The 19619-nt window shown below is 43.3% G+C and carries 16 protein-coding genes and 2 pseudogenes; 3 read left to right on the top strand and 15 right to left on the bottom strand.

The window, feature by feature from the left end; genetic code table 11:
• Positions 1 to 56 precede the first annotated feature (56 nt).
• The 15 genes and pseudogenes from ACKTT9_RS30730 to ACKTT9_RS30800 form a co-directional block, all read right to left on the bottom strand.
• The gene (locus ACKTT9_RS30730) at positions 57 to 1871 is read right to left on the bottom strand and encodes a heparinase II/III family protein (protein WP_407868986.1); all 1815 of its coding nucleotides are present in this window, start codon (positions 1869 to 1871) and stop codon (positions 57 to 59) included.
• Between the two features lie 316 nt (positions 1872 to 2187).
• Positions 2188 to 2508 (bottom strand): annotated as a pseudogene (locus tag ACKTT9_RS30735) (family 43 glycosylhydrolase); the annotation flags it as partial.
• Positions 2509 to 2646: 138 nt separating this feature from the next.
• The gene (locus tag ACKTT9_RS30740) at positions 2647 to 3321 is read right to left on the bottom strand and encodes an ABC transporter ATP-binding protein (RefSeq protein WP_407868987.1); all 675 of its coding nucleotides are present in this window, start codon (positions 3319 to 3321) and stop codon (positions 2647 to 2649) included.
• A 63-nt stretch (positions 3322 to 3384) separates the two neighbouring features.
• A pseudogene (gene sigK / locus ACKTT9_RS30745) lies at positions 3385 to 3900 on the bottom strand (RNA polymerase sporulation sigma factor SigK); the annotation flags it as partial.
• Positions 3901 to 4139: 239 nt separating this feature from the next.
• Positions 4140 to 5228, bottom strand: a complete 1089-nt coding sequence (locus tag ACKTT9_RS30750; RefSeq protein ID WP_407868988.1) for a low temperature requirement protein A — start codon at positions 5226 to 5228, stop codon at positions 4140 to 4142.
• Positions 5229 to 5344: 116 nt separating this feature from the next.
• Positions 5345 to 6343 carry a type I glyceraldehyde-3-phosphate dehydrogenase gene (locus ACKTT9_RS30755; RefSeq protein ID WP_407868989.1) on the bottom strand — a complete coding sequence of 333 codons (999 nt, stop codon included), beginning with the start codon at positions 6341 to 6343 and terminating at the stop codon, positions 5345 to 5347.
• A gap of 180 nt (positions 6344 to 6523) precedes the next feature.
• Positions 6524 to 6799 carry a GNAT family N-acetyltransferase gene (locus ACKTT9_RS30760; protein WP_407868990.1) on the bottom strand — a complete coding sequence of 92 codons (276 nt, stop codon included), beginning with the start codon at positions 6797 to 6799 and terminating at the stop codon, positions 6524 to 6526.
• Positions 6800 to 6813: 14 nt separating this feature from the next.
• A complete protein-coding gene (locus tag ACKTT9_RS30765; RefSeq protein WP_407868991.1) occupies positions 6814 to 7038 on the bottom strand; it encodes a (4Fe-4S)-binding protein in 225 nt (74 codons plus the stop codon).
• The gene (locus tag ACKTT9_RS30770; RefSeq protein WP_407868992.1) at positions 7038 to 7982 is read right to left on the bottom strand and encodes a ring-cleaving dioxygenase; all 945 of its coding nucleotides are present in this window, start codon (positions 7980 to 7982) and stop codon (positions 7038 to 7040) included. The genes ACKTT9_RS30765 and ACKTT9_RS30770 overlap by 1 nt, the downstream gene beginning before the upstream one ends.
• A gap of 339 nt (positions 7983 to 8321) precedes the next feature.
• Positions 8322 to 9218 carry a LysR family transcriptional regulator gene (locus ACKTT9_RS30775; protein ID WP_407868993.1) on the bottom strand — a complete coding sequence of 299 codons (897 nt, stop codon included), beginning with the start codon at positions 9216 to 9218 and terminating at the stop codon, positions 8322 to 8324.
• Between the two features lie 400 nt (positions 9219 to 9618).
• Entirely contained in the window at positions 9619 to 11181 is a 1563-nt protein-coding gene (locus tag ACKTT9_RS30780) for a response regulator (protein ID WP_407868994.1), read from the bottom strand.
• Positions 11178 to 13076, bottom strand: coding sequence for a sensor histidine kinase (locus ACKTT9_RS30785; protein ID WP_407868995.1), 1899 nt, complete (start codon positions 13074 to 13076; stop codon positions 11178 to 11180). The genes ACKTT9_RS30780 and ACKTT9_RS30785 overlap by 4 nt, the downstream gene beginning before the upstream one ends.
• Before the next feature lie 36 nt (positions 13077 to 13112).
• The gene (locus ACKTT9_RS30790) at positions 13113 to 14816 is read right to left on the bottom strand and encodes an ABC transporter substrate-binding protein (protein ID WP_407868996.1); all 1704 of its coding nucleotides are present in this window, start codon (positions 14814 to 14816) and stop codon (positions 13113 to 13115) included.
• Between the two features lie 272 nt (positions 14817 to 15088).
• Positions 15089 to 15976 carry a LysR family transcriptional regulator gene (locus ACKTT9_RS30795; protein WP_407868997.1) on the bottom strand — a complete coding sequence of 296 codons (888 nt, stop codon included), beginning with the start codon at positions 15974 to 15976 and terminating at the stop codon, positions 15089 to 15091.
• 262 nt (positions 15977 to 16238) lie between these two features.
• On the bottom strand, positions 16239 to 17213 hold the full coding sequence (locus tag ACKTT9_RS30800) for a ring-cleaving dioxygenase (protein ID WP_407868998.1): 975 nt from the start codon (positions 17211 to 17213) through the stop codon (positions 16239 to 16241).
• Between the two features lie 289 nt (positions 17214 to 17502).
• Here ACKTT9_RS30800 and ACKTT9_RS30805 point away from each other — a divergent pair, with 289 nt between their 5' ends.
• The 3 genes from ACKTT9_RS30805 to ACKTT9_RS30815 are packed head-to-tail and all read left to right on the top strand — an operon-like array spanning position 17503 to position 19510.
• On the top strand, positions 17503 to 17913 hold the full coding sequence (locus ACKTT9_RS30805; protein WP_407868999.1) for a hypothetical protein: 411 nt from the start codon (positions 17503 to 17505) through the stop codon (positions 17911 to 17913).
• A 42-nt stretch (positions 17914 to 17955) separates the two neighbouring features.
• On the top strand, positions 17956 to 18285 hold the full coding sequence (locus tag ACKTT9_RS30810) for a c-type cytochrome (RefSeq protein WP_407869000.1): 330 nt from the start codon (positions 17956 to 17958) through the stop codon (positions 18283 to 18285).
• A gap of 37 nt (positions 18286 to 18322) precedes the next feature.
• A complete protein-coding gene (locus tag ACKTT9_RS30815; protein ID WP_407869001.1) occupies positions 18323 to 19510 on the top strand; it encodes an MFS transporter in 1188 nt (395 codons plus the stop codon).
• Positions 19511 to 19619 lie beyond the last annotated feature (109 nt).

Here is a 19619-nt window from a genome sequence, read left to right on the forward strand (position 1 = left end):
AGCACACGTTTGAAAGCAAGCTAGTCCATGCTCGATTGCATGGACTAGCTTGCTTTTTATCCTCCCTCCTCCAGCGTAACCGTAAAGCTGGTCCCTTCACCTACCTCGAAAGCTGTCAAATCGATCAAGAATACGTTTTCGGCGTAGCCACCATGATCCAAATGTCGCTCCGTTGTGATTGAGGCCATCAACTTTGAGGCTTCGTAACGAAGTAATTGGCTTTTTCCCGCCGCTTCCAAGCGGATTTCTCCATCACACACCAGTTCAGGCTTTATTAGTGTGATAAATCGCTCCGTCACCGCCGCACCCGGCGCAACAAATGCGAAGGTATCCGTCAGAGTAAGCTTACCTTTCTGCTTGTCGAGCACAAATTCTCGCTCTAGACGCTGCAACCCCGGAACCTCGTACGCTTTGGCGATGTTCAACTTATAACGATCTTCCGTTTCGGTAGAAGATATTTCAAGAACCTGTCCGGCGTAAGCCCGCCCTTCTCGCTGAGACTGTCCATTTACGATCGGAACATTATGACCTAACGAACTGTTGCACAGAATCGAATACCGTTCTGTACCGAAATAAGCTCTTGTATATAGACCTGCGCCCAAATCGTCTATCCATCTGACCCCATTCACCAGCCATATGAAGTTGCCAATATCATTATGGTTATGTGGCTCGTCGTTATGGCCGCCCTTCGCCGCAAAACTAACCTCCTGATCGCCTGCTTGATGTCTCGCAATCAGCCACTGTGCTTCCGGCAGGAAGTCTGTCCCTTGCTGCAGTCCGACTCTTTCCCTTAACAGCGGTTCATTCAGCCATGCAACATTACGAAGCGCTACCGCCAAACGTCCACAATTATCAATCGACTGTGCCAAATAGTCGATTGAAGCAATCCGGATGTCCGCAAATTGTTCGCTTAGACGGCTGAAAATACCAGGCTGCACGCCCCCGACACGGGAACAGTCCGAGAAATTGGCTACCTGATTTCCATGCAGAAAGCAGCGTTGCGGAAACAGAGCGATCCTGTGGACCTTCTCTGAGGATTGCAAGAGATCTAATTTGCCGCCGGTACGCTGTTTGAGCAACTCTGAGAAATACATATAATAGCCGAAACCATAGTTCCAGTAGACCAATCCTTCCAAGCAAGCTCCTTCGTCCGTAAACCCCTCAAGGAAGCAGTCCATTGCGTCAATCACACGAGTCAAGATCGGCAGCAGTGCCTTGGAATCTTTTAGCAGATAAATAGCCGCCATCCCGACACTGCCCGCACACACGGCCGCCCAGTTGATATCACATGTCTCCCACCAAAAAGCGCGTTTTACGCTCATGTAAGGCGTAATTACTCTGCGCAGCACTTCTTGACGAACCCGGTTCACCACTTGGCACCCCAACCTGTCCCCAAGCAGATGGCATGTTTCGCTCAGCGCATGCGCCGTCTCCGCAGCGAACAAATCGATATGCTTGTCTTCTTCTCCTTCCAGCGCAGCATCGTGAATATTTAAATGCGCTGGCAAACACCAGGTAAATTCATCGCACATTGCCCAAATCGTATCTTCCAGTGCAGAAATATACGTGTTGCTTTCATCTCGAAGCGCAGCGATGACAAGAGCAGCCAGACGCCGACGGCGGTCAAAATACGCCAGTTCAAACTCTGCGCGTGTCCCCTGTGTCCGAAATAAGTTAAACAATGTAAAAGTCAGCACCTCAATCGGCTTGTTCAAATATCCGTCCGCATTCGACAGAATTTCGTTATACAACGTTTGGAATACCGTATTATCTTTCGCCTGAATATTGTTCAATCTATGCGCTTCATGAAAAAGTTTTTCATGCTCCGTTTCATGCGCAAGCAAGGCTTGTAAGAAGTTCCGGCTGTTCATAGCATCACCTCGTAATTTTCAAAATTTCAAAAGGCCCAATGAGCTGACGGAAAGAATGAATGATACCATATCCTAAGCGTACATAAGATTCATTACTTACTCTATAATAAAACTATCAAAAAATATAACGATTCTATTAATCAAATCTGAGGGAAACAAGTTCATAATTCTAGCTTCCTTCAGACTTCACCTCGCGATGGACCCCCCTTGCTTTTCACCGCCAAGTTAATCGCCATGCGTAGCGCACAGCAAATAAGGGCGCATCCTAGGATGCATCCTTATTTGTTGCTTAACCAATGACTACGCTGATTCCCCCTTAATACTTGTAGGGATCAACGGTTTGAATCGTGCCATCAGGATTATAGTGAAGCTCAAGTATATTTGACGCTGCGCTTGTGGCACCTCCGGAAAGTGTGCAGCTGTGACAGAACAGGTACCATTTCTCCCCAACGTGCACTATGGAATGATAGGTTGTCCAGCCCACGACGGGCGTCAGAATCGTTCCTTTGAACGTATATGGGCCTTCCGGGTTACGGCTAATCGCGTAGACAAGTTTATGGGTCGTTCCCGTCGAGTAAAAGAGATAGTAATAGCCGTTGTATGTATGGACCCGAGGTCCTTCGAAATATCGACGATTCATTCGTTCTAGATTGCTGGTTTATTCAAAGATATCCACAAATTAGCTGAAGTTATTAATATTTTACCTGTTGATACTGTTAGCAAATAGAGGACCATAAATTAAAAACCGGAACCCCTTCAGGTCCCGGCCCTCATCCTATCCAACCTCACTCAACTTCCCATCGCGAAAATGCACTACCCGCTTCGCCTGCTGAGCAATCGCCAGGTCATGCGTAATCAAAACAATCGTCCTGCCTTGCTGATTCAAACCCTTAAAAATCTCCAAGATCTCAACACCCGTCTTCGAATCCAGCGCTCCTGTCGGCTCATCCGCCAATATAATCGCCGGATCTCCCGCCAATGTTCGGGCAATCGCAACGCGCTGCTGTTGACCGCCAGAAAGCTCTGAAGGCACATGCTTCCTGCGATCCACCAAGTCAACCGCTTCCAATGCCTGCATGACAAGCGGCTCCCTTTCACGCTTACTCATCCCCCTGTAAATCAGCGGCAGCTCCACATTCTCATACGCATTCAGCCGTGGCAGCAGATTAAAGTTCTGGAAAACGAACCCAATCTTCCGGTTCCTTATTTCAGCCAGCTGCGCATCCTTGAGCCGATTAATGGCCATCCCGTCCAGCACATAGTCCCCATCATCCGCAACATCCAAGCAGCCCAAAATGTTCATCAGCGTCGACTTCCCCGACCCCGACGGGCCCATGATCGCCACAAACTCGCCGTGATCAATATCTAACGAAACATCGTCCAACGCACGAATCGTTTCCCCGCCCATCACATAACTCTTACTCACATGCTCAATCTGGATTAAGGTCATCCTCTTCGCCTCCATTATCTGAAGCCAAATAAATGAAGTATGCGACTTCTCCAACTGGCCGACCTATCGCTTCGCCTTATAAAACTCATGATACAGCTTCATGAGCGCTCGCTTCTCAATCCGTGACACATAGGAGCGGCTAATGCCCAGCTCCTTCGCAATCTCCCGCTGCGTCCACTCTTCCCCGCCTAGCTCTAGTCCGAATCGCCCGACAACGTCTTTCTCGCGATCGTCTAAGATCTCTAAATTCAGATATATTTTGCTTTTCTCTATTTTTAGTTGAAGCTTATCTACGACATCGTCAGCTTCCGTACCAAGGATGTCAATTAAAGTAATTTCATTCCCCTCTTTGTCCGTTCCGATGGGGTCATGCAAGGACACATCCTTGCGCGTTTTCTTCAGTGACCGAAGATGCATAAGTATTTCGCTCTCGATACAACACGCTGCGAAAGTCGCCAGCTTTGTCCCTTTGTTCGGGGAGAACGACTCGATGGCTTTGATCAAGCCGATCGTTCCGATCGAGATCAAGTCCTCCAGATCTTCTCCGGTGTTGTCGAATTTTTTTGACATTGTGGACACGAAGCTATGTAAAACTTACTCATCAATTTCATTTGTTTGCGGTAGGAGGTCCTTCATAAAATACAAAGTTTTGGGTAACCTCACTGGTTATCAATAGATTTGTGAAACGCAACGTAGTGATTCCATTGATTCAAGATACGCTGCTCACGAGTCCGTGCTTTTTCTTTCACATCACAACCTTTCTCATGTCTGCCATCCTTTCTTCATCTCAAATATTTTTTGGAAATGAGCATAATAACTCAAGTCGTTAATTTTGCGTATACGATAAAAAACACCATCATCTCTCCAATGATTGCATAATTAGGTACATGAAAAACCAAGTCCAACGCCATAAAACATCCAATTATCCCTAATAATATCACCATTTGATAGTTCTTCAGGCGTAGGTGTTTGTGTCTGTATCGGTGAAAAACCAGTAAAGTAGAGAAAAAATATAGCAGTATTGATCCAAAAATAAAACCCAACATGAATAGATAATCGAGTTGTTCCTTAAATAACAATTGGATCGAAGCAGCTATCGAACTCATGGATAAATAAATGAATAGATGGCCATAAATAATCGTTTGACCGGTAGTTTGTATTTCTTTGCTCACTTTCCGTTCAATGTGATCAAAATATTGCCACCACAAAGCAATAACTAATATACATGTGTATGAGGCAAACAATATGGAGCGCAATGTCCAATCACTTGACTGCAAAACAGCAAGTATACTGATCACTGATTCACCAAGAAGAATTAGTGTAAACAATGCAAAGCGTTCCAATAAGTGATAGGTATGTATGGGTGTTCTTATCAGATACCGTCGGCCGATTAACGGCAGCAAAATATCTACAGCAATTCCCGCATACAGAATCGCGTAACGGATCCATGAATCAAAGAATAGCGAGCAAGAAGATATCAATATTCCGATCCAAAAGCGAGTCCCCAAGTATTTAGCGGTCATTTGTTGATGTGTGCCTGTTGCTTTGTGTAACGTAAGATATTGAATAGCTGTCAGTGCTCTCGAACCAATATAGCCTACAAAGAAGGGAATATAGAAGTGATCAAAATTAACAGATAGGCTTGCTGTCATAATTAAAACAAAGAATAGTTGTAGGAACATGAATATCCTTTGAGTAACGATATCTTGGCCAAAACGATTATTAAAGAGAGTTTGTCCTACCCACGCCCACCAGATTGTAATGAAGATTAAAACAAATTTGGTTAAGTATTCAATGGAAATAGTCCCATGATCGGCATGCAGCAAGACGTGGTTCGCTTTTGATACTGCTGCTACAAAAAGCAGATCGTAAAAAAGCTCCAACCAGGTTACTTTTTTCTCAACCATAACTTCAAAACTCCCTTTATTTGACTTCATGTTTACTAAACAATGAGAGAAAGGACTATCATCAAAGTTCGATAGCCCCACGTATATAAAAATTATATTTTCAATATATTAGAATATCACTTATCTACTAAATAAGCCGCTACTTCAGCTAATCGCGAAGCATAACTCCATTCGTTGTCGTACCATGTTGCGACGGATAGGAGTTCTCCCTGTACTTGAGTCAGAGGAAGGTCAATGATAGAGGAATGGGAATCGCCTACGATGCGAGAAGAGGCCCATTCGCCTTCTAAAATATCTAAGACTCCCTTTAGCTGACCATCTGTGGCGGCACTACGGAAAATATCATTTACCTGTTGCACCGTACATGGTTTTTCCGTAATAAGATTTAATTCAGCAATACTTCCGGTACGAGTTGGAATTCGGTATGCCTTACCTGTAATCTGTAAATCGTTCCATATGAATTTAAGCGCTCTTGCAGCTCCAGATGAAGAAGGAATGATATTTTCCGCAGCGGCCCAAGAATCCCTTCGATCCTTCATAGGCTGATCCGTAAGCGATTGCGTGTTTGTATAGGAATGGACGGTCGAGAATAAACCATATTTGATCCCGAAGTTTTCTCTTACGATTTTGATGACTGGAGCCAATGCATTTGTCGTACAACTCGCCATACTAATGATTTTATGCTTATCCGGGTCGAAACTATCCAGATTTATCCCTTTAAGCAAGACAGCATCACAATCCTCAAGGCTCTTGCTGGGTCCACTAACCAGTACTCGATTTGCACCACGGTCCAAATGGACTTGAGCAATAGCACGGGTAACGGCTCGGCCTGTGCAGTCGATTACCAGATCCACATCCAAGGCCTTCCAATCCGGAACTTCTTTAGACGAATTGATAAACTGAATTTCCCGTCCGCCGATAACTATTAGACCATCCCGTCCGGAGACATCTTCAACCCAGCGTTTATAGTTAGTGTCCACTTCGAAAAGAGCGGCAAGGGTCGCTTCGTCTTTAATATCTGAAATTGATACCGGAACGAAAAGTTGATCCTGCAAAGCGACTCTTAATAATTGCCTTCCTATACGTCCAAATCCATATATCGCTATTCTGCCCATCTTTAACCTCCATTGAAAATGAATTATACTATTCTTAGTCATCCATGCTCTATATGCCAAATTCATTCGGAATATACTCGATCCGAGACTCGGCGAAAATAGTTTGCAGATCTTCGCTCTTTAACCACTGAAATAAAATCGGTCAATTGAACACACTCCTCTCGGGAAAAAGCATCAAAATTATTTTAATAATACGTCATTATAATCTTGATGTTGGTCAAATTGACTTTTGGCGAAAGGACATAGTGGCATAATCTTTAACCTTTCCTTCCGAGCAAACTCGACTACGCGCCTAACTAATTCTTGTCCTACCCCTTGTCCTCGCAGACGATCGGAAACAAACGTGTGATCTACGATTATGATTCCATTCCCAGATGGAACATAATGTAATTCCGCCTCTCTTTTATCCTGATCTCCTACATAAAAACTGTCCGTATCTTTATTAATTTCAATCATTATTGTTACCCCATTCATGCTTGATGATCTTTTCTTATATATTGCAAAGCACCGCTTGGGCATTTATCAATAAGATCAGCGATTTTGTCAGCCGTTTCTCCATCTGTTTGAATCCATGGTTTCTTTTTAATGTTGAACACTCCCGGCAACCCTCTCACGCAATTTGCCGAATGACCACATTTTCCAGAGTGAAACAAAACATCAATATCTTTCCCTTTATATATTTTGAATTCTTTCATTAATCTGACTCCATCTCACGTACTTGAATAGGTGATAAACCTTTTTCGATTTCTGCACGTTCAGCTTCAAACCATTCCGGAAGCATCAGTTTTTCACCTAATACATCTGATTGCTCATCTACTGCAAAACCTGGTGGATCCGTGGCGATTTCAAATAGGATACCGCCTTCTTCACGAAAGTAAATCGCATTGAAATATTGCCGGTCGATAATAGGTGTGGGTTGAAGGCCATGTTCCTGTACATGAGTTCTCCATGAAGCGTGATCTCCATCATCCTTTGCGCGCCATGCAATATGATGAACAGTACCTGCTCCACTTATGCCCCACTCCATTGCCGCAATGTTTACGTCAATAACATTACCAATACTCCCTGTCGATTTATAGCGAATAAAATCCCCTTCTTGGTTCACCTTTTGAAGACCCAAGACTTGCTCTAGGACATTCATCGTTTTTTCCGGTGCGGTACTAAACAGAACAGCACCGCCAAAACCTTTGATAGCTTTATCTATTGAAACACCACCGAACGACCACTGACTCAAATCTCCTTCCTCGCGCTCTACAATCTCTAGCTGTAAACCATCCTGATCTGAAAATGTTAAGTAATTCTCATTAAACCTCGTCTTTAAAGAATAAGGAACATGAAAGCTCTCTAGGCGTTCTTTCCAAAAATCGAGTGCACCCAAAGGAACAACATATGTTGTTATACCGACCTGTCCTCCACCAATACGCCCTTTACGGTTCAATTCATATGGAAAAAATGTGATTACGGTACCTGGACGACCTGATTCATTACCGAAATACAAATGGTAAACTTCCGGAGCGTCAAAGTTGATCGTTTTTTTTACAAGTCTCAGACCCAGTATCCCTGCATAAAAGTCCACATTTTTTTGAGCATTCTTTACAAAGGCTGTTATATGGTGAATTCCTTCCGTTTGTTTTTCCATTTTGCAAACACTCCTTGTATGATCTTTAACTGTTTGTGTCCTATCATATTGAAATTATCCTTCATGAACAATTCCATTATTTCTATATCACATATAGTCATTAACTATATCTTCAAGGGCGAAGCTAATAATTTTATTTAAGAGAGGCTATCCCAAAAGTCATTTAAATGACTTTTGGGATAGCCTCTCTTGATACAGATAATATTCTGATTATCGGCCGTTGCAATACGAACGAGATTGGGCACGCCAAGAAACCTACGATGCCGCCTTGGCGATCGCTATGCAGCACAGCGATTCAATATGGGCTGGAGGCAAATCGAGGGAGCGTTTTCACAATTCCTATTTGTGATGGCCATAGTCTACCAACTTTTTCGATTGTTCTAGAAAAAAGTCGATAAATGTTTGAACCGAAGGATTGTTGTAATGATGTTTTTTAAAAATAAGCTTGATCTCACGAACAGGCGATGGATCTACAAGACGAATCATTTTCAATTTCTGGCCAAAAAAGCTTTCGATTAAAGAAGCAGGTAAAATAGCTACCCCCATCCTATGCAGTACCATAAAAAGAAGAATTTCCACAGAAGTTGACTCAAACTTTGATTGCAAAGATTTGGTGATCTTATCGCTGAATGTATGAAGTTGCTCGATTACACTTAAATCCCTAACAAATAAGGCAGATTCTAAATCCTCTAGCTCCTGAAAAGAAATAACGGTTCGATCTGCCCATGGATGATCCTCATAAACGACCAATGCTTGTTCTTCTTTATATAGGTGCATCATATGAATTTCTTTGTTTGGTTCATGATAGTCGATAATGCCAATATCGATACTACTATCCAATAATTGCTGTGATGAATTCTCTGCACTGGCAAATTTTAATGTTATACCAGGATACTGTTCATGGAATTTCAAAAATCGGGGTACTAAACAAAAAAAGTCCATAGACGAGATGCCTATCAAAAGTTTATTTGTGCGAGCATTGCGTAACTCGTAAGTTTCTTTCTTCGATTCCTCAATGAGCCTCATCACGAAAATAGCTTTTTGGTAAAGTATTTCCCCGGCAGCTGTAATCTTTACCCCTCTACCAACTCTCTCAAACAAAGGAGTTCCAACTTCTCCCTCTAAAAATCGGATCTGTTGACTTAAAGTAGGTTGAGACATCATTAAAACTTCTGCAGCCTTAGTATAGCTTCCTTCTTTGCAAATTTGAATGAAATATTCTAATTGCCTGAACATGAAAATTAATCTCACTCCTATTTTCACAATAAAGTTGTAACGCACTTAAGCATTGGCTGGTTCTGTTATTCGTTAGCATAGGGGGACTTTTCTTGGTGCTTCCCTTACTGGGTGTTCACCCCCTGGTGGTAATGAGCGTGATCGGAGTGATTGTTGGACTTTGTAAGCATTATATCAAGGAACCTGTCATGTAATATATCCGCTAGATTTCAGGTAAAGGTTGCTAGATTTTAGGGTTGGTACGTTTGTAACTCCCTAACCACCCGCTTAGTTTAATACTCTTAATTATGCAGAAAAAAGGTACAGTCCCTTCAAAAAATGAAGAAATCTGTACCTTACTTTTATACATGTGACTTTTTCAGTTGCTTGATTTGAGGGTCCTGCTAAGTTCAGTACAATTTTAGATCACTTGGATTTCAAACAGCCTTCGCTGGCTTCGGTATTCTAGCGCTGTGATGCCTTCGGTATCCTTGAATATTCTCGTAAAATGCTTCACATTTTCGAATCCAACCTGATCACTGATTTCGTACACCTTCAAATCGGAGTGCACCAGCAGCTCCTTCGCCTTGTCCAGCCTTAAACGGCGAACATAGTTCGAGAAACTCTCACCGTAATATTCTTGGAAGGCTTGGCTGAAATACGAGTAATTGAGTGAGAAATGGTTGGACACGACAGCCATGTTCAAGTTGTCGGCATAATGCGTCTGCAAGTAGGCGACAACTTTTTGCATCGTATTTTGCTCCGTAGGCGCTTGCTCTCTCCGATCTTGGATGAACCGATCCAGATTATCGAGAAGTTGCTCAACAAATGCATAATAATGTTCAAAACGATCGAAATTTCCGATATGGCCAACAGAGGCGTAGTGACTTAATAGGTCAAGCACTCTATTTCCGTATATGTGGAACACCTTGTCGAATAGCTCTTCATTGAGCAGCTGGCTGATCCGCTCCAGGTAGCCGATTTCACAGCAGCTAATTATACGAACGTCTAGAATTTGATTGAGAAGCTGCTTCATTTCGTTCCCGCGTCCCATTCCCATCAGATTCGATAATCGCCCAATCAACTCAACAGGAACGACATGCCGCTCATTGCGCTCGCTTATGCTGGTGTAGTCCAACACATCGAGTTCAGGAAGCACAATACCGTATTTCAAGGTTTGCTTCGTTTGGCTATATGCCCACCTTATCTGCTCTATCCCTTGAACAGACTCGCTAATCGCGATTCGCAGCTGCGACTCATATACACTCAACCTCCACCGTTCCGCCAACTGGTAGAACATAACCGGATCGCGTGCGATTATAATCGTTCCGCCTTTTCCGTCACGCGTGAGTATCCAATCCATATGCCCTTGTAACAGCTCAGCGATCTGATTCCTGAAGACAGCATCCGTACTGCTGGTCTGTGATCCTCTACCGCGTCGCGTAAGCAAGCCCAGCGTATATCCTGTATCCAACCAGCTTAAGCCTGCCTGCTTCAGTTTGTTCTGTGTTATTGCATCACCAGCATCCTTCTGGGTCAAATGCAGGGTTACTAGCTCGGCAGCAACAAGGACGGCATCTTCGCCCGCCTTGTCTACTCGCTCTTCTCTCATTCTTATGTCCCGCATTAATCGCTCCAGGACGGAAAACAACTCCTCCCGCATCACAGGCTTTACAAGATAATCCTTCACAGCACAACGGATCCCTTTCTGTGCATATACGAAGTCATTATAGCCAGACAGCAATACAACCTCGGGTTTAACCGGATGGTCTTGCAGCTGCTCGAGCAGTTCGATCCCATCCATAATTGGCATTCGGATATCTGTGAACATAATATCCGCAGGCTCCTGGCTAAGCAGCTCCAGCGCCTCTTGTCCATTCTCGGCAAATCGGTAGTTGAACAGATTAGGAAACTGCCTCTCAATCACCGATTGCAAGCCCCTCCGAATGTTCTTCTCGTCGTCGACGATCAGCAAGTTAATCATAAGATGTCTAATCCCCCTCCTATGGCCCGATACGGCAAAGTCATGATTATACGTGTATAGCTTCCTTCCTGACTCTCGATCTGAATCCCATATTCCGTCCCATAGCTCATCACTAAGCGTTGGTCCACATTACGCAGACCGATTCCATTACTGTCCTGGTTATTTTTGAGAACGAATAATTGCCGGACATTCTGGTAAGCGGACTCTTCCATTCGTAGCATTTGGTTCAATATGCCCAGCTTCTCTTCCGGTATGCCGCAGCCGCTGTCAGTGATCTCTATGACACAAGCTTGATCACGCAGGACGGCAGAGATCGTAATGACAAGATTTCCGTCACTGGAATGCATCCGGCTCATCCCATGCTTAATTGCATTCTCGACTGCGGGCTGAAGTGACATTTTGAGGGATTCCTGCTTAAGGCATTCCGGTGCTATTGACAATCGGAGATCAAGTCTTCCGTCATAACGGATGTTCATGACGGATACATAATGCTGAACCTGCTTAATCTCATCGCTAAGCATTACGTGATCCTGCTTCCATTCCATCGAATACCGCATCATACCGCCTAGCGAGGTCATTATGTCCGAAATAAGGTACTGCCCTTCAATCTCCGCCAGCATCTTGACGTTCTCCAGCGTATTATAGAGGAAGTGGGAATCGATCTGGTTCTTCAGCGCCCGAAGCTCTGCTTCTTTGCCTGCCGCCTGCCTAGCTGCCTGCTCTTGAATGAGCTCGTTAATCTTCAGAATGAGCTTATGGTAATGCAAGCCCAGCTCTCCTACCTCATCGGTACCAGTTATCGGGGGCAGCTCGATGTTGAAGTTACCGCTTCTTACCTGTTGCATCGATTCTCTTAACGCCTTAAGCCTGCGCAAAATTATCGCCTGCATCGAGTAAGATAGCAGTACGAGAAATGCCACTAATAACGAAATGAGTACAATATAAAGAACTCTCGAATGGTTAATGCCTTCCATCGTGTCCGAAAGACTAACCATATTGACCAGATGCACGTCGATCGAAGGAATGTAGCTCTGAAATGCCAAGTAGGACTGCCCATTAATCTTGAACTGTACCGTCTCGATATCTGTATTACTCGTCAGCTTCACGCTGTTCATCAATTGCTCCACACTGTGCTGTTCGAACACAGGTGATTCCTTCAAGCTGAATACCCGTCCGCTCCTTGCTACTACAATCAGCTGGGAGTTCTTGTCCTGCACACTACTGAACGTTCGAGAGAAGAAATCCGACAGCTTCATCGATATCTCTAGAATCCCGTTATGTGTTGCGTTGTCTGCATATTTAAATTCCTGCAAGTACGTCATGAAGGGCTCATTCGGCGATGGTTCGGATGGCATACCGGTGAGGGAGACGTTCTCCTGTATCTCCCACCAGGGCAAACCGCGCTGCTTCATCACCTCATCATGCCAAGGCTTGTCCTTAATACGTGATTCCTGTAGAATGACTGGCCAAATCTCGTTCACATAAGGGTTGCCCGTGAACAACCGGACATTCGCAATTCGTGGATTGTTGAACAAAAAATATTGAAAGTTGTTGACAACATCAAGCTTAATATGAAGAACACGCGCTGTATCCTGAATTTGTTCAATTTGCAGATAATTGTTCATTTCCCGATTGGATAACGCAAGCTGATCGGTCCATCCCATCAGCTCCATGTTATTCTCAATGTTTATTTTCTCGAACTCCAGCACATTCTCGTTGTTCTTCGTCAATTCTTCCATTGCCTTGGTGGACTCTTCATTGAGGGTATACCAGGAGAACAGAATAACCGGTATGAAGATAACGAACACAAATGACAGAATCAGTTTGACTTGAAGCGAAAGCTTAAACGTAAATACACGTATCCCCAATAACCAACGGATTGCCGCGAATCCCATTTTCCTGTCTCACATCCTGCTGCTTCCTCTATAAAATTATTGATTGAGCGCCGACTTCAGCTTCTGTACATTTCGTTCATAGGCTGCTTGGCGGCTAGCTACAAGGGCTCCATACTCTGGATCCTTGGTAATACTTTTCATGAATTCGGTGAATAGCTGATCGAATTCAGCATCCGACTTGGACATCAGCAGCTTCGGCAGTGTCTCGGCCCAGAGCCTCACGTTTCGGTCTTCCGCAATACCTTCCTTTGTCGTCGGGTCCGGGTCCAGATTGTCGAACTCAGTCATGCTGATCGTCTTGCCCCTCGTCCAATCGGCAATTTGTTTGGTAGGCTCAGCATCCATTCCCGTCATCCATGCTAGATTCATGTTCGTATCCATTAACATCCAGTACATATAAGAACCGCCATATTTGCTATCGAATGCTTTGCGGTCGGTGTTGAGCAGATGCATGACCTCCGGCAGGAACTGATCTTTGCCGTCTATCGTATCGTAGGTAATGCCCTTCTCTCCTAAGTACAGATCCTTGTTTCCCTCTTCGCTGAGCAAATAGCTGAGAAAGGCAATTGCCCGTTTCTTATCCTTGACATTCTTCGAGATGAGCGTCACCGTCCAACCGGAGACGCCATTTCCTGCAAGTGTTGGCGCATCATGCACATCATTCGCAGGACCATCAATCGCAATATACACCTTATTCGGGTCCTTCTGATACAACGCTTGATTAATCTCTGTAAAATCAGACCACTGATACAGCATGGCAAAATAGCGCCCTTGCGATATTTTTTCATCCTTTTCCAATCGTTTTTCGTCAATGTAGACATCTGTCGGCATCAGTCCGTCCTCATTCGCTTGGCGGAACACCTTCAGCCATTTCAGATAGGTTGGATCGCTTCGGCGGTCGTAAAGTTTGCCGTTTTTCTGCTGCGGAATGGCTAGGAAGTTCTGAAGATACGTATCCAGCGAAAAGTTGCCGGTCTCCGTAAATTCATGCAGGCCGATCGGAATGAGCGGCTTGCCGTCCACTTTCGGAAACTTCTCCTTCGCAGCCTTCAGCGCGCCGAGAAACCCTTCCGGCGTGCTCATATCCGGCTTCCCAAGTGCTTCATACATGTCTTTCCGAACAACAAAGGTCTGATTAGACGTAATAAACTGACCATATTTCTGATAATCCGTAGGGGATGAAGATGCATTCGGATAGCCATAAACATTGCCATCAGCCTGTGTATACCAGCTAAGCTTTGCAGGGTCTGCAACTTTAATGAAATAAGGATCATACTGATCCGCTAGCTTATTCAATGGAAGCACCATATCTCCCTTGATCATCTTCAACACGGCATCTTCGTACCAGCCTAACGTGATGAAGTCAGGGAGCGTCCTTGCTGCCATCATCGTGTTGAGCTTCTCGCTGGCGTCACCAGCAGGCATGATAAAGTTCAAGCTGACGCCCGTCTTCTTGGTTATATAATCAGAAACGACGTTCCCTCCCCATTTGCTGGTGAACCAATCAAAATTTATGTACCAGTCAAACGTAATCGGTGTCGTGTCCAGCTTCCAGGCAGGCTCATCCGGAGAAGGCTTCGTTTGAGAAGCAGCACCTGCCTGCATAAGATTGGCGTTCGATTTCGTATGATTCTCAGGAGTGTCATTGCTCGATGTGCCAGTGTTCCCATAACAAGCCGCTAATGTCCAACACATCATCAGAGCAAGTAACAGCATTGCTGATTTACGCATTTTATCCATTCATAATTCTCCTTCGTCTGTGCAGTGGTGTACTTATTATCCTATATAGGAAAGTGGTGATCTTGTTAAACGCAAACAAGCTCTCAGCTGCGCAAAACCCTCCTGCTAGTATAAAGGTTACTGAAAGAAAAAGAAAGAAAGCTTACATTTTAGGTAAGGTTATTTAGGTTTCCTAAACCGCCAACGCAATAAGCGAGCACGACAAGGAAATATTCCTTCGTCTTGCTCGCGTTCGTTAGCTATGATGTTCTAATTCTTGTCCTACTTCTTCATTATTGCAGCACTGCTTGGGCATATGGATTCATCTCTTGAATGAATTTGCGTACAGTGGGCCTCATAGTAACGGAATTAAGATATGCAAGAGATATATCCCAACATGGAACATTGCCTTCTAATTTTACAATTCGCAAAGAATCGTCCCTTAGACTTTCGAGCAAAGATGTTGGTATAAGAGCTGCTCCAAGCCCATGACGAACCCCATGAATCAATACTGAAATGGAGGACGTTTCTATTATCGACTTCAAGGTAAACCCATAAGAGAAACAATACATTTCAATTAATGATTTGTTTTGTTCTCGAAACATGATCGAATTCATTTGATTCAAGGATCGAAAAGGAATCGAAGATTTATCGGCCAAAGGATGTTCTGAGTGAATCAATAGCGCCATTTCTTGTCTATACAAATGAGTCGAAATGACCGAAGCATCAGAAATCGGATTTGCAGTGATTCCAATGTCCACCCTTTGCTCCAAAACTTTATTCTCGGCATCCTCTGCAGCGATAATTTCCAATAAAATATCCGGGTACTTTTCGCGAAATCTCATGAAATAAGGAGCTAGATATCCAAACTCAGCAGGACAACATCCAATAGAAATTGTTTCTCTAGATATATTATTTCGGCCATATATTTCATTTCGCGCCTCTTCAAGAAGATTCATAATAGCGTTCCCCTTATTCAAGAGAATTTTACCCGCTTCCGTTACTTCAACTCCCCTACTTACCCGATCGAACAATGGAATATTATACTCATCTTCCAAAACTCGAATTTGCTGGCTTAGTGTAGGCTGAGTCACACCTAATTCTTCTTTAGCTTTGGTGAAACTTCCCGATTTGCATATTTGAATAAAATATTCAAGCTGGCGAAGCTCTATATAAACCACCCCGATCATCCCACTTGCGTATTTTGCTTACTGGACTTTATAAATATTATATCAAGTAACCTGTCATGTGATATATCCGCTAGATTTCAGGTGAAGGTTACTAGATTTTAGGGTTGGTGCGTTGGGAACATTATCTGTGTAGTCTGAAAATATGAAGAGCCCGCTTCTCGATACGAAGCAGGCTCTTCTTTTACTAGTTTTTTTATAAAATCGGATTACTTCTGAAACATCGCTCGCGCAAACGCTGCTTCGAACAATGCTGTTACTTCGAAACGATGCCGCGATACACCCATGGCTTGAACGGCTCCAATTCGCGTACTTGAATAGGAGACAAGTTCTTTTCTATTTCAGCACGATTGCTTTCGAACCATTCTGGCAGCATTAATGCCTCGCCTAAGCGATCTTGAGGCTCATCCTTAGCAAAACCTGGCGGGTCTGTCGCGATTTCAAACAAGATCCCGCCTTCTTCCCTAAAATAAATGGCATGGAAATACTGCCGATCAATGATCGGTGTAGGGTGGAAGCCCCAATTCTCAACATGGCTTCTCCATGCTTCGTGTTCTTCATAATCCTTGGCTCGCCATGCAATATGATGAACCGTACCGGCTCCACTTATGCCCCACCCCATTGCCGCAATGTTTACGTCAATAATATTACCAATTCTCCCCTTTGATTTATAGCGAATAAAGTCTTCTGTTTGTTCCACCTTTTGAAGACCTAAAACCTGCTCTAGTACTTTCATCGTTTTTTCAGGAGCGGTACTATAGAGGACAGCGCCGCCAAAACCTTTGATTGCTTTATCTATTGAAACACCACCGAATGACCACTGACTCAAATCCCCTTCCTCGCGCTCCACAATCTCAAGCTGTAAGCCATCCGGATCTGTAAATGTTAAGTAATACTCATTAAACCTCGTCTCCAAAGAATAAGGAACATGAAAGCTTTCAAGGCGCTCTTTCCAAAAATCGAGTGCACCTAAAGGAACGACATATATTGTTACACCTACCTGCCCTCCACCAATACGCCCTTTATGACCTTCATACGGAAAGAATGTAATTATGGTGCCTGGACTTCCTGCTTCATTACCGAAATATAAATGGTAAACTTCCGGAGCGTCAAAGTTGATCGTTTTTTTTACAAGTCTCAGACCTAGCACCCCTGCATAAAAGTCCACATTTTTTTGTGCATTCTTTACAAAAGCCGTTATATGGTGGATCCCTTCTGTATGTTTTTCCATTTTGCAAACACTCCTCGCATAATCCTTAACTGTTTATGTTTTAGCATATTGAAATTATTATCAATGAACAATTCCATTATTTCTATATCATGCATAGTCATTAGCTATATCTTCAAGGGCAAAGCTAATATAAACAATTTCTATATTAGATATAGTCAGATTCATATTGATAGTTGCCTATCTGTGCTTATAAGATGTTGTATAAACTTCCAATTGAAAGAAGTTTAAGTTTTAGGATAATTCCCGGCCGGATGAATTGTTCTTATAACATTAACAAGGGGGAAATTCTATGGGCGTACGTTTTTTAAAAATGGCAGTCGTTTATATTTTGATTGGTATTTGCATCGGTATTTACATGGGTGCAACACTTAACTTTGCACTAACAAGCGTACACGCTCATACAAATCTTTTCGGGTGGGCAACATTGGCTCTTTGCGGATTTACGTATCTTCGTTTTCCAAAAGCAGCAGAATCTCCTCTAGCGAGGTGGCACTTCTGGTTGCAAGGCATCGGCCTGCCCATCATGCTTATTACCCTCGCTTTAATGGCTCATGGTTACGCTCCAGATTGGGTTACAACGTTAAAGCGTATTGGAGAATCTGTAGCTGGAATCGGTATCTTGATATTTGCTGTCAACGTTTTTACTAACGTGAAAGCAATGGACATTCATAATAACCATACGCATGATGTTTCCAAGTAATACTCAGATACGTTCTTATATAAGGCGGAGAGGTGATAATTAATGAAGGTAAAATGTCTGGCTATTTTGTTTTCCACTATATCTATGCTCTTGGTATCTGCTTGCTCAAAACAAGAAACCCTTGCTTCAAATTCGAGCGCTTTGAGCACCTCAATAAATGACGGTGAACTGCTGTACAAAAAAAGCTGCATTGCATGTCATGGCAACAATTTAGAAGGTGGAGTTGGACCGAAATTACAAAAAATTGGTTCAAAACTGAGTGTTGATCAAATAAAAAACCAAATTATAAATGGTGGCGGTGGTATGCCTGCTGGAATCCTCAAAGGGGACGATGCTCAAAAAGTAGCCGTTTGGTTAGCTGAACATAAATAATCCAATTAAAAAATCTGAAGAACAAGGGGGTAGGATCTTGGTTAACGAACCGTTGTCCAACTCGTCAAATTTCTCATTCATTACCGCCGTCCTTTTCTGGTGTTCATTAGTTGTAGTATCTTGTGTGTATTTAACAATCCCGTTAATAACGGTTTTTGCAGACGTATTCAAGGTGTCGTCTTCTCAAGCTGCTTGGGCTGGCAGTGCCTTTTCGTTTGCTTTTGCAGGTGGAGGTCTGTTCTTTGGAGTTTTATCCGATCGTTTTGGGCGAAAAAAAATGATGTTGTCAGGGTTACTATTGCTAACTGTCATAACTCCTCTAATCGGAAGTGTCAGCAGCTTTTCTTGGCTTGTTGCCCTTCGAGCCATCCAGGGTTTAGCTGCATCCATGTTCCCTCCGTCTGTCTTAGCCTACGCCATGGAAATGTTTCCGATAAAAAGAAGAATAACCATTATTGGGTTCATCAGTACGGCATTTTTAATGGCAAGTATCGTTGGACAAATATATAGCAGCTATATTGTTTTATTCTTTAGTTGGTCTTATATTTTCTATATTCTTTTTGCGGTGTATTTAATATCGTTTATCTTGATTACCTTTATTGCAAAAGATGCAACACTGCAATCCGATGGCAGCTTCTTTTCTGCCTTTTTGCGAATAGGCCATATTTTTAAAAAGAAGGGTTTGCCACTTTGCTACATTATTTCTGCTACGCTCTTTATTTCGCTTGTCGGTTTTTTTACGACACTTGGAAGTTACCTAAACAGTTCGCTCTTCGGATTAAGTCATCAAGATATTCTATGGGTACGTGTGGTTTGTATTATCGGAATGCTAATAGCACCATTTGATGGAAGATTGGTTGCGAAATTTGGAATCAAAAACGTTTTATGGTGTGGATTGATCTTTGCTGGAATCGGCTTGGGATTGTTAGGCCTCTGGCCTAACCTCATTTTTTTAGTTTCGATGAGTGTCGTGTTTATTATTGGAATTGCTGTGGCTCTTCCCGCACTGATCTCACTAATTGGTCACATTGCGGGGGAAATCCGGGCGATCGCGGTTTCGTTCCACATGTTTATGGTGTTCATAGGTGCATCACTTGGGCCGATTCTCTCAATTTATCTGATCAATCATGGAGGCTATTTATTCTCTTTTGAAATATTAGCTGGACTGTTGTGTTTGAGCTTGATTGTCCCCTTTTTTATTCGTTTAGAAGAAACTCGCAGTTAACCAGCATCGTCCCAAACAAGACCAACGCGAACTCTGAGAATTGATTCGGTATCGTATCCGGTAATTCCGGTTCACCATGGCTCATCGTTTGTAAACATATATTACTTTG

The sequence above is a fragment of the Paenibacillus sp. P36 genome (assembly GCF_045866505.1).
GTDB classification, from domain to species: Bacteria; Bacillota; Bacilli; order Paenibacillales; family NBRC-103111; genus Paenibacillus_E; species Paenibacillus_E chondroitinus.

Excerpts from the sequence above, each read along its gene's own strand:
- ACKTT9_RS30770 (WP_407868992.1), bottom strand. The coding sequence starts at position 7,982 with ATGGAAAAACAAACGGAAGGAATTCACCATATAACAGCCTTTGTAAAG.
- ACKTT9_RS30780 (WP_407868994.1), bottom strand. The coding sequence starts at position 11,181 with ATGATTAACTTGCTGATCGTCGACGACGAGAAGAACATTCGGAGGGGC.
- ACKTT9_RS30765 (WP_407868991.1), bottom strand. The coding sequence starts at position 7,038 with ATGAAAGAATTCAAAATATATAAAGGGAAAGATATTGATGTTTTGTTT.
- ACKTT9_RS30775 (WP_407868993.1), bottom strand. The coding sequence starts at position 9,218 with ATGTTCAGGCAATTAGAATATTTCATTCAAATTTGCAAAGAAGGAAGC.
- ACKTT9_RS30805 (WP_407868999.1), top strand. The coding sequence starts at position 17,503 with ATGGGCGTACGTTTTTTAAAAATGGCAGTCGTTTATATTTTGATTGGT.
- ACKTT9_RS30760 (WP_407868990.1), bottom strand. The coding sequence starts at position 6,799 with ATGATTGAAATTAATAAAGATACGGACAGTTTTTATGTAGGAGATCAG.
- ACKTT9_RS30785 (WP_407868995.1), bottom strand. The coding sequence starts at position 13,076 with ATGGGATTCGCGGCAATCCGTTGGTTATTGGGGATACGTGTATTTACG.
- ACKTT9_RS30740 (WP_407868987.1), bottom strand. The coding sequence starts at position 3,321 with ATGACCTTAATCCAGATTGAGCATGTGAGTAAGAGTTATGTGATGGGC.
- ACKTT9_RS30800 (WP_407868998.1), bottom strand. The coding sequence starts at position 17,213 with ATGGAAAAACATACAGAAGGGATCCACCATATAACGGCTTTTGTAAAG.
- ACKTT9_RS30790 (WP_407868996.1), bottom strand. The coding sequence starts at position 14,816 with ATGGATAAAATGCGTAAATCAGCAATGCTGTTACTTGCTCTGATGATG.
- ACKTT9_RS30750 (WP_407868988.1), bottom strand. The coding sequence starts at position 5,228 with ATGGTTGAGAAAAAAGTAACCTGGTTGGAGCTTTTTTACGATCTGCTT.
- ACKTT9_RS30730 (WP_407868986.1), bottom strand. The coding sequence starts at position 1,871 with ATGAACAGCCGGAACTTCTTACAAGCCTTGCTTGCGCATGAAACGGAG.
- ACKTT9_RS30755 (WP_407868989.1), bottom strand. The coding sequence starts at position 6,343 with ATGGGCAGAATAGCGATATATGGATTTGGACGTATAGGAAGGCAATTA.
- ACKTT9_RS30810 (WP_407869000.1), top strand. The coding sequence starts at position 17,956 with ATGAAGGTAAAATGTCTGGCTATTTTGTTTTCCACTATATCTATGCTC.